Origin of the sequence: Cellvibrio sp. QJXJ (genome assembly GCF_024452345.1) — a bacterium.
GTDB lineage: Bacteria > Pseudomonadota > Gammaproteobacteria > Pseudomonadales > Cellvibrionaceae > Cellvibrio.
This window is the reverse complement of record NZ_CP101664.1, coordinates 15,693-31,208: the sequence shown is the minus strand read 5'-3', so window position 1 is coordinate 31,208 and position 15,516 is coordinate 15,693. Positions and strand designations below refer to the sequence as shown.

Genomic DNA, 15,516 nt, shown 5'->3' with positions numbered 1-15,516 from the left:
ATTCGCCATCTGGCGTTCACAATCAATTGGTTATGCAATTTTGTCAAAAATATTACTTTTTATTGTGGTGATGGTTATATGAGTAACGAAACCGATTATTCGGCATTTTGGCGTTCACTAGATCCTGATACTCAGGAAGTAATAAACCGGATGGATGATCATGAAAATCTTGGGCATAGCGCGGAAGAGAGCATCACAAAGGGGATGATTCAACTGTTATCAAAGGTTTATGAACGGATTGAAGTCATCGCTGCTCGAATATCGACAAATCCCGATTCTTACGATTCACACTTAGAAACTCTATTAATTATCCTCTCTTTTTCGCCTAACGCCGGGGCATTCTGGTTCATTAAGGAGCTAGTGGACAACCAGCCCGATATATATGGGCATCTGTACCAACGAGTCATTAACCAAGAACCGTTACAGATTTACGGCAAGTTAGTCAGAGAGCGGCTTTATTTCCATTTGGCCAGAGAGCAGGTAACAAACTACATCTTTTCAAGAGAAAACTGTTTGGCATTAAAAATCGTTTTGGAGGGCTTAGCGCGTGGGTCAAAATAGATTAACAGTTGCTCTAATGTCAGCGATCACAGCATTTATGATCAGTACGTACAGTTATGCGAACGGCACGAATGTACCGGCTAGCGTAAAGTGCCCAGGCTTAGTTGAAGCGGCAACAAAAAAAGCTGTTGCTCAGCGTGCCGTAGGAAACAAAGCAGCTGAACAAATATCAGCAGGAGAGCCACTAAAAAACAAAACATGCCTATCAGATATTCAGAGCTTTGATTTCAACTTTTTTTCAGGCATTCCAAGTCTTACCGGTGAGGCACTTAAAAGAGCCAAAGAAGAAGCAATAGAAGCATTACGATCTCTTGCATGTGAAGCTGGAAGTCAGGCAATTGAAGCAGGTAATAAGCTTCTAACGTGTAACGCAGCCCTTGGCATTAGCGTAGATGGTAGTGCCGGATTTGAATCCCTTAATGTACAGGAGTGTGGAGGGTTAGACCTAGAAGCTGATATTGATGCAGGCTCTCATAATGTTGGTGAAGGTGATCAAGTTGGAGGATCAGTTGATACAGGAGCTTCTGGAGGTACTAGGAATCAAACTCAATCAAACACTGGCGGAACAGGCGACAAAGCTTGGTCTGATTGGTTTAACCAATGAAAATAAAACTCCTTGTCGCGCTTACAGCCGTGTGTGCGCAAAGCGCATTTTCATGCACTATTTGTCAGGATGTTGGTGAATACGGAACGTCTGTTACTCAATCAATAGCCAGCGCAGGCAATTCAATTACCTCAACTACTAACCAAATTGCTCAAAACTACACATCAACTTCAAGTGCACTAATGCAAACAGGTGATTCAATCGTTTCAGCAATCACGGCATCATCAAACAGCGTAACAATTGAATTAGCAAAAAATGCAGAAATTCAATCAAGATTGATGGAAGGATTTAAAGGTAGTTTGGAGCAACTAGAAAAAAGCAAGTTAATCGCAGAAACAAATCAGAAAGTTGCAGAGACATATGGACCAGAGAACATACCAGCCGAATTGTGCGAAGACTATAGCCGCACAGGAGCCAGACAGGATGCAAAGGAAATAGTTGAAACTTTAATACAGTTAAACAGCCAGAGACAGATTGAAGAAAGAATGGAAGAAAATAGGACACAAATAGTAGATCCATATACTGCTAATGCAATTAATTTGTCTTCAGCAAGTTTTACAGAGGAAGAGGCAAAAATTGCAATGGAACAAGCCAGCGTAGTCAGTGGGGAGCGCTCTTTCCCGGTCAGTCCAGATGTGCTTTTAAATCAGTCAACCACTGGGGGTGGGGGCTCAAAAAGTGCGGAACAAATGATGAGTGCTTGGATTAGGGCCAGTAATGCAAGTCAAGAGCTTTCAAATCAGATCGCCAAAAGAACGATACCAAAATCTGAAAATGCTGCTCAGGATGGGACAGAAGCTATATCAATCATTGGTGATATGTGGAAAGCCGTCGAGCAATCTTCAGGGCAGGATGCAAATATCCAGGATTCTTCTAATACTGGCGCAGGACTTCAACGTTCAATATCTCGCAGGGTAGGGTTGAGTAACCGTATCAAACTTGAACAATTGGAAACACAAATGGCTATCGCGCGAATAAATGCTAGCCAACTGGGATTTATAAATGAGAGAGCATTAAGCCAACTACAATCTGCTCAGGCACAAACGGATGCCAGCTCAAAGATAAAAAGGTCAACTAATGAGAACTAAAAAATTTAAGAAACCAATACTGTCATTAGTTGGAGCAATGTTAGGAATAATGCCGCTATCTGCAGTTACGCAAACATGCCCTTGCAATTATATGGTTTGCGCTCTGTGCGTAAATACATCTTTACCGGCAATAAAAACTGCAACATCAACTGCATTCGACTCGCTCTCTACACTACATACCACAATGGACCAAACAATTGAGCTTGGTGTTAATGCTGAAGTACAGTCAATAACAAATTATAGGAACAATATTGTTTCGGCCTTAATTGCAGATTCTGAATCAATTACAGGTACCCTTGCTGTTAATTCAATTGTGGAATCACGACTTTACGAAGGACTGCAGCAAAGTGTAGAAAGTATTCAAAAATCAAGTCATGTAGCAAAACAAAACGAAGTCGCCAGCGAAAACTTTGGATTGGAAAATGTATCGCATTCAACAAAGCAACTTTCAAATGCGCAATATGCAAAAGTGATTAGCAGGTCTGCATTCGATAAATTTAAAGGTGATGGATCTGAATTTGCTGATATAGCATTCCTAGTATCTGCAGTCATTGAAAGGAAAGATGCGTTTTTAAAATCGATTTTCATTGAGAATGAACAGATTGATACGCAATTTAAAATGATAAGTCTTATAAAGGCATCTGAGGAAATCGATTTTAAATCAGAAATTGTCAATGAGAATGATTTTGATGAAGCACTGAGTTACCAGCGCTTTATTGCAGTACCACACGGGATTCAAAGTGGTATGCGCGATGCGGACGCATACATTTCATCAGATATTGGATATTCATCTATCCGTGCAAGATCGAAAATTGCTAGTGAGTTTCTTGCATGGGATCTTGCATTGCGAAGTGAATTTAAAACTGATTCAGGCTCAATATCATTTTTTCAATTTCTAAAGGCACAAGTTTTGGACAGTTATAGTTCAACTGAAGGTATGGTTGACATTGTTACCAGCGGCGATCGAGAGTTAAAGAATTCAATCGCTGCTAATGAAGCGATAAGCAATATTCTCGATATATTGTTACTAGAAACTGGCTCATATAATTTGCAAATGGAAGGCGCAAAACTAGGCGCAATGACTGACGAAAAATTCAGTGGTAGTTATGGGTACGAATCTATGTCACTTTCACAAAATACAATTAACAGGAGCAATAATGAGCGTTAGTTATTCAACAGAAAATGAAGACCTTTTGAGAGATTTTTCCAAAGGTCAGCCTGAAGATCAAGAGTTATATAAAGAGTACGAAAACCTTATTGAAAAGTTTGAAACGTCAACTTCAAACTAGTTTTACTAGCATTTAACCCTACAACAGTTTGGGAGTTAATAATGGACATTAATATTAAGAACCTGGAACTTCTCGATGAAGAGGTTCGTCAGGATTTCGAACAATTCCTAAAGTCGTCATTATCGGAAGATGCACAAGATCAGGAATTAAGAAGCTTTCTAATTAATTTTATTGATGAAGGAAATACAATTGATTTAAATGAAATCTATGAACTTGAACAGTTAAAGGAATGGCGTTTTAGCTCATTAAAAGGTGAAAATTCATTTAATTTAGATGACTATACTGATATTTCCGAAAATGCATCAAACATCAATCAAACACCTATGCATGATGATTTACTTTCTGCATTTGGAATGGACGGAAACGATCACAATCCGATATCTTCACATGATGTAAATCTACTTTCAGAGTTCGGATATGATATTAATGAGTCGGCTTCAAATACCTCTGAAAATAATTCAAATAATAGGTTTGAATCGATAGAAATTCCAGCTCCAGATTTGAAATTTACAGAATTTGATGACGCCAGTTTTGAAAATGAAAATCTACTTGAGATTGACGATACAAAACAGCCAGCATTAGAAAATGATGAAACTCTTATAGAAAGTTCCGTACCAGATACAAGCGGCAAAGATAAAGATACTCAACCATTGAAGAACCGCATCGCCGAAGATCACGAAATTTACCACGATGGTTATAACCGTGTTGCCAATGGTCATAGTGGTGGCAATGAACCATCGTTAGGCCAAGCTGCTAAACATCTTGTTAGTGGTGCTTTATCGCTTACAGGAAATGTTTTAAATCTATCTGGAAAGCTTGTAAAGGGTATTGACACAGTTTCTACTGATTCTGCAAAAGCAATTTACAATTCTCATGCAGCTAAAAGGCTTGGTTCGGGTATATCTACTTCGATTTCATTATTAAAAAGCAAGAAAGGTTTAATGACTGGAAAAATGAGAGAGTCATTAGTAGGGCTCCCTCAATCTAGCAATGTGATCGATATCAAAACTCGCATGTCTAATGCAATAGATAAGCATGATTCAACGTCTGTTGAGCGAGATATCAAGCTAATCTCGGATAAGAAATTAGAAGGCAAACGAAATGCTCTAGTTTCGATTATGAAAGGTATTGAAGATGGGTATCCGAAAGGCAGGCTTTCATTATTAGAAGTTGCGCCTGGGGTTAATGCAGGGGCTGCAATAACAAGTGCAACGAGCTCGAATCCAACTGAAAAGGCAATGGCTGTAGCTTTATTAAATTCAAGTAACATAATTCCTGATGCATCCAATGAGATGGATTTTGTTGCGAATGAGTATCAACGTTTGAATGATACCCTTGAATCACTCACAACCATGGCGCAAGAGAGAGGCTGGGACGAAAAAGATATTGCAAAACAATTCGTTGAACCAGTCCATGAATGGATGGAAAAACGTTCTCCAGAAGATGAATTGTTAAAACAGTTATCAGATGTTCAGAAAGATCAAAATATCCCTGAAGTATCACAAACAGAGGCAGAGGAAAGAAAAAGAAAACTCGATGAAATGATCGAAAAACTAATGAAGCTTGTTAAAAAGCTATTCGGCCAGTCAGCTACTAATGAGCAGGGCCAAGATAGCACCAAATCACTGTCTCAATCACGTTAAGAGTTATGACACACACAGCATCAAAGGAAGAATTACCTTTTATTTTATGTCCAATATTGGATTCATTAAAGGTAGCAGTTATTCCTCTTTGGTTTAAACCAAAAGGAGGCGGTAGACAGTGCCCGGTAATTTTGTTGGAAAATGTGCCCGTAGGCTTTGACACAGTGCTTGAAGCTTGTGATTTCATTAAGCGTCCAGAGGGGTGGCTGATTGATGCAACTGATAAGGATCATTCTTTTTGGCGTAGGATATTCGGTGATGTTGAGTATGTAAAAAAACAGCCGATAAAAATATATGAGCCAATTAAGTTAGTTATATCGCCACCACCGCCATCTGTTGTTGCAGTTATTAGAGGGTTTTCTGAAGAACACATTCAATATTTAACGAAAAACGAATCTGTTATTGGAATTGAAGCAGTTCGCGCTTGTAAGAATGATGCACTTAGAGGCGCAATTTCAAGTAGAGGTTCGTGGTCGGTAATTAAAGCAGCTGTACTGGATAGGTTAACGAAAAACCCAGAAGACGTACCTACGTTTGAATATGTTTGGTCTACAGGAAAGGCTCATACACTTAACTTAGACGGTATACCATCTGAAATCACACATGATCTTCTTCTAAAAAAGATAATTGAGAGGCAGCGATTAAGTGCACAAATAGAATCAGTATTGCCAATTTGGTATAAGAGGAATGGGCCCACCGTATTTATCATTAAGGCTGATTGGAAGAATCGTAAAACATATTCCACCCCCGTACTGGGAGGGCCAGTTGATATTAAGGTTTACTCCGAGGTTGAATGCTTAGCGCAACATCTTTTGGACATAGGCTGCATTCCTGAAAAAGATTCTTCAATTATTGAGCCTATCGATAAGCGTATTATCCAGGTTGACGAAGATATTTCGGATTGGGTAGACAATCTTGAAATACCAGATGCCGCGATTGATCATAGTGCTGCAGATAAGATTGACGAAACTCTTTCAGATTCATCAATCAACTTTATACATTTCTGCGAAGTTTTTAAAATACTGAATAGAATTTCTGACAAAATAAATAAACGTGTAGATTATTCAAAAGTGATATCGAATTTGCTTTTTAGTGAAATCATTAATCAGCCAAACATTCCAATACTAAATACTATTTTTCTCAAACAGTTTGAAGATCTAATTAATACCTTTTCGACAGTGATAAATATTGAATCTTTGACAAAGATATGGTCAAGAGAAGAAACGACCGTTAAGACAATAATAAATTCGATTGCACTTTCTACTAAGGCGAGATTAACGCTTCTGCAAACGTTTTCTTCTGCGGAATCTATAAATTCCTTCTGTTCAACCAATTCAAATTCATCCTTTAATGATTCGAGATATTGGTGGTGGCATGGCTATACCTTTTCCAGAACACCTTCAATTTCTGGTTGGCAAATTTTTAGGGTTGGAAAAGAAGCTAATAATCCGGTTGGTACCGGGTTATACAGTTCTATTGAGCACGCTAGTGATGACCTTTATAACATTGTTAAGCGTGGTCGATTAAAAGTATTTAGACCGTCGGTTAGGTCTGCCGATTCTTATATAGGATACACCACAAAAAATGGATCAATCCTGAAACTGAGTGAAGCTATCATTTCAACTGAGCCAATTGATATTGATAGAGTTGCAAACGATTCAAAGTTTTTTTCTAATTATCAAAAGCCAGTCCTTTGGGTAGCGAACGGAGAAAGCCTATCGATTGATGAAGTCTACTCGATGTGTGAAACAGTTGAGCGTGCACTTGGATTTACAGATAAATCTATTGGTTTTGGAAGCCTCCTTAGATTTAAAGAAACGAGCGATTCAATAACAGCAAGCTTTGACACAAAAGATTTGGGTATAGTTGCCGCAGGTGCAGTTTGCTATGCCTGGGCTGAATCTCTTTATTTGTTTTGCGAGGGCAAATCATTATTCAATGTTGTGTGTGAAATTGTTGGCCTATTGAAAGGCAAATTTCAAAAGAGTGATATGGAAATTGGTACAGAAGAAGACCTATTAGATCTTCTTGAGGCGGTTGGTGGCGAACTTAGTGCGCGCTTAGGAAGATCCGCAGAGGGGATAATTCGAAAAGCTATTTTAGAGCCTTCAGAGCACGCAGAATGGCTATGCAATGAATATATCTTGATGCTCGATAGTGTTTCAATCTCTCATGATCTAAAAGCCTTGTTAAGAGGAGTGTTACTTTACACGGCACAGCACAGGAGTTTTTTTAAACTTACCTTACCTGCAAGTGAAGCTATAAAACTTTGTGCCGGTGACAATGCATTGTTTATTCATGCAGTAATTCGATATTTCTGGTTCAGATTGAGGTGGACAGGAGATTTAAAACCGAAATTTCAAGCTGTTGGAAATCCTGGGGATCTACCATATGGTGAGTTATTTCCCGAAGAAGGTATCCAGTGGATTGTATTTGAGAAACTTGAATACCTTATCGGTGAAGTAATATCAGAATTAATGAAAGAGAGTGCTACCAGCCACGGGGAAGCAGTGAATCAGGCTGGATACGGTGCGCCTTCGCCTCTTCTTTTATCACGTTGAGAATGCGGTCTTCATGGCCATCTTCAAAGCACTCAATTACAACATTGCACCAGCGTCCAATTGTAAGAGTCATTTCAGTAGAGCCGGTTTCGTAGTGTCGTGCGCTACTGTAGGATCGGAACAGTAATGTTCCAATTGTTCCATATTCATCTAAATTCAATACTTCATTTTGCAGTTTTAATGGGCCAAGTTTTTTTGCGCTCGCTCTCATAGAATTAATAAGAGATCGAGTGCTGCCCTTGGTATTTTGCGTGATTACTTTTTTGAATGGATAATCTGGGTAATACTTATTGATATATCGAATAAGGCCCGCATGAACATGGTCTACAGGTTCATTTTTCCCATTTGAAATGATCCGAGCATATGTTGGTGCGAATATTCCTAATAACCAGCAATAATCAAGTGTTGATAGTTCGAGTGATAATCTCACTTTTTCAACAACTTCGCCTGTAATGACACACCCTTTTAAATTCATATTAGCCGCTTTAGGAGAGTAAAATGTTATATGTAATAATAAGCTATGATTCACATTTTACATAGGTTGTATGTCAACAAGTTCTAACAGATATACAAATACGTCACTTCGATTTCCAAAATGATATATAAAACGACAATCTAGGTCAAAATCTGCTCAATTCTGGCATCTAATTCAGAAATGATATCTTGGCTAATAGAGTTTGGTTTTGGAGGCGCCAGATAGTAACAATACTTATGCAAATTATTGACTGTTTTCTGCGCAATGCTTACAGACGTTTCTGGACTAAAACCTAGCAAAGAGTTAATTTGTGTCAATTCAGATACTATACGTTTTGCCTCATTCTCACTCAAAATGTGAGCGCCAACAGTATCATCATATCCTTCCATGATCGCAACTTTTGATTCAATAGTTGCTTCGGATAGTTCGCTTGGGTATTGCCCAAGATAAATATCCAGGGCAGACGACTTAGGCTCATTCTTCGATTCGAAATCAATTGCTGAAACATCGTGCGGGTGTTTTTGGAAAACAGGTTCAGCCATATTAAGAAATGTATCCAATGTATCGTTACCAGCTTCAGGAGATGAGAAAGCAATGGTCTCTAGGTCAGCTTCAGCATTTTCTACATTAGTCAATTCAACTGTTGGTGTTGGATTATCAATCACTTTAGTATCTGAATCATCACTCGTATCTGATTGAGGAATTAATGGCGGCGAGGTTTCACGTTGAGCCGGGCTTAAAGATATTTGATGGTTTTCTATTGGATTAGGTTTTTTAGGAGCAGAGAGGCGCAACCCAAATTTTAGGGCATTTGCCTCGACAAAGGTTGTTAGAGCGGATACGTGATCAATTGTTGTTAGATTTCCATTCTCAGTAATCAGTCTTGACAGTTCCTTCTTTAAAGGCGCCAAGCTGTCTATATTGTTAAAGAGTTTTCCACCGGAAAAAATAATATTCAAGAAAGTTTCATTGCGATCAATGCTTTCGATAGCATCATCGCTTGGAGCATAGACGCGGCACAAGCGATTGATTTTAAATCCGTTACCTTTTGCAGCCTTTTTATCAAGTCCTTCAAGATCGGTATAAAAGAATCGTATAGGGCTAAGCTTGCCACGTTGAAACATAAAAAATTCACCCGAAATTTGCTTCTGCAGATCCCCAATTTCAATAGGAGCTCGCTTTGTGATTTCGGTACGCTCGCGGTCGATAATTTGCTTGCCACCAAATATACCGGGCAAATATTTGTAATTAGCATTTATTGCCACCAAAAACTCGCCTATCAAATCCCTAATTCGAGTCCAAGATGCACCTGCCTCTTCCAGAGCACCAAACAGTTTTACACGTGTGTTGGCGAACACCTGCTCAGCATCCATTTCCCCAGCTCTTTCAGTTCCCTTGTAATCCTGAGCGGCATAAAGACCACAATATTTCAGGCCGCGAATCTGTGCAGGCAAAAGAGCCATGTCCTGGATTGCATAGAACGACCACTCATCAAATGCTAATCCATATGGTACAGAATGGTTTTTTGATAAACGGCTTGTAGTTTTCTCTCTAGTTCCTTCCAGCTCGTCACCAAGATCCGTAGAAATCGCATTTTTTTGTCCTGTAAGAAGAATTTTACCAAGGTTCTTCAATTCAGATCCCGACTTCTCAAGCGAGGGTAGGGCAAACATAAGAGTCCTACGATTTGAGGTAATGTCTTTTTGATTAATATCACCTTGATCTACAACGTAGATATCTCTGTACTGAATTGAGAGAGATGAAATAATTTTCGAGAAATGCGAAACAAACTGAGCATGTTGTTTTTGGACTTCATCTGATTGTTTTTCTGGTGTATCAAAATTAAAACCAGCTGTCTTTAAGTGATCAGTAATATTTCTCGAACTATAAGGGGAGAGCGCAGGATGGCATGAAAGTTCATACATTCTAGGCAGAGACAAATACGATCCAATAACCTGAATATCAAGCTGTAAAAAGCCCTTATCGCGAAGTTCACATAGAGCAGGGAATATCCTCTCAATAATAACTTCGGCGTTGTCCTCAAAATACTGGTTAGCACCTGCATCACCTGATAATGCAAGAGAAGCCATTTGCTCTTTAAGTTGCGCAGCCGTGCCAGAGCTCCATGTATTCATGGAGTTAGACATTAATTTATATTTTTTCTCTGGGTTTGGATTTATATAGTTAATTACAAAATAATCGTCTTCTACGCCAAATATTCGAGCGAGAACCCTACCATTTTGAATCATCTCTAACGTGCCTTTTCCGTCTCCCATCGAATAAGCGGAGCCACACAAATAGAAATTACTTAAAATGGCCCATATCGCTTCAGATTTACCACCACCTGTTGCAGCAAGCATATAAAGGTGAGTCAACATATCATTCCACGAAGTCCACGCTTCCTTTCCTGTTCCACGGTGCCATCCGAAATATACTTCGCCTCTTGCTTTATTAAAGCCCTTGCCTGAGTCAAGAGGATCACTTTTATCAATTCTGTTTGACTCAAATGGAGCTCGTGATGGAAACTCAAATCTAGGTGACGAAAAAAACAATAATAAAAATAATGGAGTAAAAAGAGCAAGTAGTAATGGTTCAACAATTGCCAGTATGGAAATCGTAATGTATGCCGATCCCTTTACAAAGGGGATGGTCAGAACTAATTGAAGCTTTTTGGTTAACGATAAAAGATCAGTATGGTACTGTTCTGGTTTAACCGTGTTAGTTATTACAGCCATAATTTACTCAGTTAATTGTAGCCAAATGGCAACATTTGTTTATCAAGATCGTCGTCAGTAATTGGGATTGAATTATTTAATGAACTATCAATTAACGAATTCTTTATATCTATTGATTGCTCATTAAGTTTACTTAGTTGCTTCACCGAATTATTAACGCCAGAAAGATCAAATCCTGCATATCGCTTTGTATTATTTTTATCCTTTGAATCGCTTGGGCAAGACATTAAGCTACTTGGATTTATTTCTGATTGTGTTTGAATTGAAGCATTTATTGATGGGGTCAAGTAACAGTTGGCTGCAATCGAAATTATTGCTACAGGAGTTACAACCCACTTTAGAAACGTATTAAATCTACTGGCGATTTGCTTCCCGGATCTCAATTTATGAAGTTCACATACAACCGCACGAAAGTTCTTCTCGGGTAAAGATTGTTTTATTGAATTTAGATCTTCAATAGTTTTGATCTCATAAGTTTTATAATCTGGGCCTGTAACCCAAAATGTATCCTGATTATGCGACATGAAGATTTTCATTACTTACCGGCTCAAATTGTTTGTTAATTAGGATTGATCCAACAAGCTTTCATAAAATCTTTACTTGTTGGCTCAGTATCTTCATAAGTAAGTGGACGAGCTAGCCATCCTTCAGAATCCAGCGAATAAACCGTATTTAAAACTGCACTATCTATTTGAGGATGCCCAATCTTTCCACCTAAACCGTGATTGCGCTTCTTTTCAGCCAAATAATGGCTGCGAATTGCTGCTGATTCATATCTTGCACGCTCAAGACCAACTTGATTAAGAGAGTAGAAAAGTATTCTGTTTGTGATTTTTAACCAACGAAAGTCCTGTGAGGTTATTGTTCCAAATCTTTTCTTGGCAGTCGTATAGAGCTCTGTAAATGCTGTGTAGTAGTAGCCATGGGCTTTTGATATGCGTGCAAATTCAATGATCACAGACGTTTCTTTAATTATTTTTTCATAAAGCTCATCAATTCCACTTAAATCAATTTTATGATTATTAGAATTGAATTCGCCTTCTTCGAATGAATCTGCAAATTGATCTAAGAGGTTATTTATAGTTATTCTAAGTTCCTTCTTTTGCGCGATACAAGCAAGAAACAAAATCCACAAGCTACGCTCGGCTGGTGGTAGCTTACGAATATCAATGAAATTCTTAACGTATCGGCATCGAGGGCCAAGAGTCGATAGATAGTAATTCTTCAAGCCATTAACATCTAATTTAAGTAGGCCATGATATAGCTCTATATTATCTAATACGAATTCAATATCTTGAGTGCTTTTATTTAGATTTCCAGTTGGAAACTTTAATCCTGCATACTCAATATGTGTCATATTGAGTCTATTCTTTAGGTATTGATCAGGCGACTTCAGTCCAGCCAATTTGATATTTGATAAACCATTTTTAATAATTAGTTTTGCTACTTTGTCGTCAACGTCATCTTCAGAGCACAATGAAATTAAACCACGTTGAACGATTAGATCAATTGGGTTAAGTTGGCTTCCTAAACTGCCAAATCGGGCATCTTCATCTAAAAGCCAGCGAGCAGTAGTTGGTTTGATTCTCGGATATTTTTCACGCATTATTTCTATTATTTGGCGAAGATTCATATGCCGGGTGTAGTTAATCCTATCATTATTTCTAATTAGATAGATTGCTCTTGGTATTGCTAAAAATGCAATGCAGATCGCAATTGATCGGAGCGCGATTGTAAGAAATGGAATAATGAATTCGTCATCATATGGTTTATTCATTAAATTCGAATAGAGATTCGGCATATTATACAAGGCCATGGAATATGAATCAGACATTAGAAATGTAAATGGGAGCTGTATATGACGAAGATGATATGCGCTTGCTAAGATGATATTTTTAACGAGCTGGGAATATTCGCTCCATAAAAATGTAAATAAAACCATCACCGCAATAAATACGAAAAATAAAGCGTATATCCAGCCAAAGGTATCTGTTGATCTGTTTTCTTGAATATTACTCACTATAGATCTCCTTCAGCTCACTATGAAATTCATTAATAGCAAGTAGAATCCCAATATAAAATACAGATGGAACAAGAACTAAAATTGAAACTGCGCCTGTGTAATTGGCAATGCACATCGCAGCGACAAATGAGACCGATACAAAGAAATAGATGTTTGGAATGTTTTCAACTTCAGCGCTTTCGTTAGGGACTGGAAGTTTAATAGGTTTGCAAATCAATATATTGAAATACATTAATGAAATTGCATTATCATCTGTCTGAAGTCCGGCCAAATTTATTGCGGATCTAAAAGCATTTACGCTAAAGATAAGCAGAATAAGAATTGAAAATATTGGCGCAATACCAGCAATAAAAAGTGGAAATTGAGTAGCTAATAATACAATCAGCTTATCTCCAAGTAATGCAACTAGGAGGATCAGAACTATGATATTTACAATTCCATAAACGCAATTATTAATTGTTGTGAACCCATGAATTGTAGGAGATGCATTAAACTTCTTGATAAGATTTAGGTCTTTTTGCGCTGTTACATATTTAATAAAGAAAATTACACAAAGAGCAATTGCAGTCATGAGTGTAATATTTGCACCAAATGGCCGAAAAGCTCCACTTATAATTGCTGTTTTTATATCTGAGATATTGCGCGGTGAGAGCAATAGAGATAGCGAAAATATACCAGCACAAAAATATGCGTATTTGAAAACTGTAATACGAAAAAGTAAAAGAGATGCGGCTGTAGAGTCTATAGAAAACTTATTTAAAACAGATTCCTCGTTGTCCGATTCTGAATTATCTATATTGACAGCTGTAGTATTTTTATTAATTTTATTTATCAGCTGAACCTTGGAATAAACCCTGAATATACAGAAAACTGCGACAAATAATAATAATATTGAAAAGGGTGTTGTAGTAACCTTAGATTCATTTGAATCTGGAGTGTTATTGACCAATAGATACCCGGATGTCAGTAAAACAAATATTGAAGTAACAATGCCAATCCAAAGTCTAGTGGTTATTAATTTTCGGTTATCACTAGCCAAAATTCTTTCGTTGTCGTACTGCTCCTTGTGAATTACGGATGTTATCAACCCTAAAGGGGTAATCCATTTAATCGATTTACCTGCCCAGGTTCTTGCTTTCCCTTTTTTTTCGGAGCCTTTAAAATTGTTTGACATGTTATCTACTGTTTTTTAGGTTGTATGTTTGTGGATGCAGTTTAAGTAGTGATTGTATGGAATTAATTTGCTCTCGGAATCGTATTTGAACACCTGTGAGTGGTATTCCTTCAGGGTATAGTCCTGCAGATTCGGGGTGATCATTTAGCATTTCAAGCCAGCTTTTCGCTTCGGTTCTATATGCAGAGATAAATAGCTTTCTATTTACATTCAGTTGGTTTTGATATGCGCTTCCGTGATCTTCACGCGGAGATATTATTTGAGCGGAGTTTCTTGCTTCGTGATCGATAAGATCATTAGCCCACGAAACTACTTCTGATTGTGGCCTGAGAAATGAGAATTCATTTGTCATCACATATAGATCGCAAAAATGATTTGAGATGGTCATTCCTAATGATGTACTGGCACTGACAGGTGAAGTTGAAACTTTATAAAAAGCAGGGAGGGACTTGATAACGGCAGTGAATTCATTAATCCATTGACCGTTTAAAGATCCTGTCTCAATAATTTCTTTTGCGGCTGGGGCAACTAATGATTGTAATGCGAGATTTTGAAGGCGAGGATCTGAGCTGTCTGCTCCAATCTGATCCAATAGGTAATTGGATAACTCGCGGTATCTTGAACAAATATCATCAATACTTTGAACGGATTTTAATGGGGATTCTGATATTGCAATTAACAATGAGCTCATCCATTTTGCGTTAGCCATACTGACTAACGCACCATTGTTATGCATATTATCAAGACCTATTGAAAACTCATCTAATAGACTAGGCTTGCTCATCAATTGCCTATGCTACTTCAGAGTCAATATAGGCTACTTCCAGGAATTTAAAGTCCATCATTGCACCTTCAGGTTCTGACTCCCGATACAAATCGATAATGTTTCTAGTAGCAGCTGAAAACAGGCTTAGGCTTTCATCTGGTGCGCAGCCTGTTGAATTGAGATTAACAATGAATGGCAATAAAGTTGCGTCATTTTCAGAGTTTTCATCTATTTCAGATAGGCCAATGAGCGGCTTAATACCGATCGCCTCTCCGATATCAATTGCACGTAAAATGATTAGCGGAAGTAGGTGACTTGCACTAACCGCGTGTTCAATTTCAATTGGCACATCACTAAATATAATGTATTCAATACCAGCACCGATAAAAAGCTCTTTGACTACACTGGCGTGTAACCGAACAATATCCCACGATTTAATCGTAATCGAGTATGAACAACATGCCCAAATTCCCTTTCTACTTTGCAGTTCGCAAATAGAATGACAATGTGGACAAACCGGCTCCTCATCATGTAATCGGAGATGGTTTAAGTTCATGCTTTCTATAACTTCGTGTCGTTCCGCTAGACTCATTTTTT

General features: G+C 38.1%; 14 protein-coding genes. 7 read left to right on the top strand and 7 right to left on the bottom strand.

The genetic code is table 11. From position 1 onward, the window contains the following. Positions 1-78: 78 nt before the first annotated feature. Genes NNX04_RS21985 through NNX04_RS21955 form a run of 7 tightly spaced genes read left to right on the top strand, consistent with a single transcriptional unit; the run spans position 79 to position 7,746 of the window. Entirely contained in the window at positions 79-561 is a 483-nt protein-coding gene (locus NNX04_RS21985; RefSeq protein WP_261948571.1) for a hypothetical protein, read from the top strand. A gap of 16 nt (positions 562-577) precedes the next feature. Beyond that, on the top strand, positions 578-1,165 hold the full coding sequence (locus NNX04_RS21980; RefSeq protein WP_261948570.1) for a hypothetical protein: 588 nt from the start codon (positions 578-580) through the stop codon (positions 1,163-1,165). After that, a complete protein-coding gene (locus NNX04_RS21975; protein ID WP_261948569.1) occupies positions 1,162-2,253 on the top strand; it encodes a hypothetical protein in 1,092 nt (363 codons plus the stop codon). Before NNX04_RS21980 ends, NNX04_RS21975 begins: the two co-directional genes overlap by 4 nt. After that, positions 2,243-3,421 (top strand): hypothetical protein, encoded by a 1,179-nt coding sequence (locus NNX04_RS21970; RefSeq protein WP_261948568.1) that lies wholly within the window; start codon positions 2,243-2,245, stop codon positions 3,419-3,421. The genes NNX04_RS21975 and NNX04_RS21970 overlap by 11 nt, the downstream gene beginning before the upstream one ends. Then, positions 3,411-3,542 (top strand): hypothetical protein, encoded by a 132-nt coding sequence (locus NNX04_RS21965; protein ID WP_261948567.1) that lies wholly within the window; start codon positions 3,411-3,413, stop codon positions 3,540-3,542. The genes NNX04_RS21970 and NNX04_RS21965 overlap by 11 nt, the downstream gene beginning before the upstream one ends. Positions 3,543-3,583: 41 nt before the next feature. Further along, a complete protein-coding gene (locus NNX04_RS21960; protein ID WP_261948566.1) occupies positions 3,584-5,185 on the top strand; it encodes a hypothetical protein in 1,602 nt (533 codons plus the stop codon). A 5-nt stretch (positions 5,186-5,190) separates the two neighbouring features. Continuing rightward, positions 5,191-7,746: a hypothetical protein gene (locus tag NNX04_RS21955; protein ID WP_261948565.1), complete on the top strand. Its 2,556-nt coding sequence runs from the start codon at positions 5,191-5,193 to the stop codon at positions 7,744-7,746. Here NNX04_RS21955 and NNX04_RS21950 read toward each other — a convergent pair. From NNX04_RS21950 to NNX04_RS21920, 7 genes are all read right to left on the bottom strand, one after another. Continuing rightward, complete coding sequence (locus tag NNX04_RS21950) at positions 7,676-8,221, bottom strand: hypothetical protein (RefSeq protein ID WP_261948564.1); 546 nt, start codon at positions 8,219-8,221, stop codon at positions 7,676-7,678. The two genes, NNX04_RS21955 and NNX04_RS21950, sit on opposite strands and share 71 nt — an antisense overlap. A gap of 140 nt (positions 8,222-8,361) precedes the next feature. Continuing rightward, a complete protein-coding gene (locus NNX04_RS21945) occupies positions 8,362-10,956 on the bottom strand; it encodes a hypothetical protein (RefSeq protein WP_261948563.1) in 2,595 nt (864 codons plus the stop codon). 11 nt (positions 10,957-10,967) lie between these two features. Then, a complete protein-coding gene (locus NNX04_RS21940) occupies positions 10,968-11,480 on the bottom strand; it encodes a hypothetical protein (RefSeq protein ID WP_261948562.1) in 513 nt (170 codons plus the stop codon). A 35-nt stretch (positions 11,481-11,515) separates the two neighbouring features. Further along, positions 11,516-12,976, bottom strand: coding sequence for a secretion/conjugation apparatus DotM-related subunit (locus NNX04_RS21935; protein WP_261948561.1), 1,461 nt, complete (start codon positions 12,974-12,976; stop codon positions 11,516-11,518). Continuing rightward, entirely contained in the window at positions 12,969-14,153 is a 1,185-nt protein-coding gene (locus tag NNX04_RS21930) for a hypothetical protein (protein WP_261948560.1), read from the bottom strand. Before NNX04_RS21930 ends, NNX04_RS21935 begins: the two co-directional genes overlap by 8 nt. Position 14,154: 1 nt before the next feature. After that, positions 14,155-14,937, bottom strand: coding sequence for a hypothetical protein (locus NNX04_RS21925; protein WP_261948559.1), 783 nt, complete (start codon positions 14,935-14,937; stop codon positions 14,155-14,157). A gap of 7 nt (positions 14,938-14,944) precedes the next feature. Beyond that, on the bottom strand, positions 14,945-15,511 hold the full coding sequence (locus NNX04_RS21920) for a hypothetical protein (protein ID WP_261948558.1): 567 nt from the start codon (positions 15,509-15,511) through the stop codon (positions 14,945-14,947). Positions 15,512-15,516: the final 5 nt, after the last annotated feature.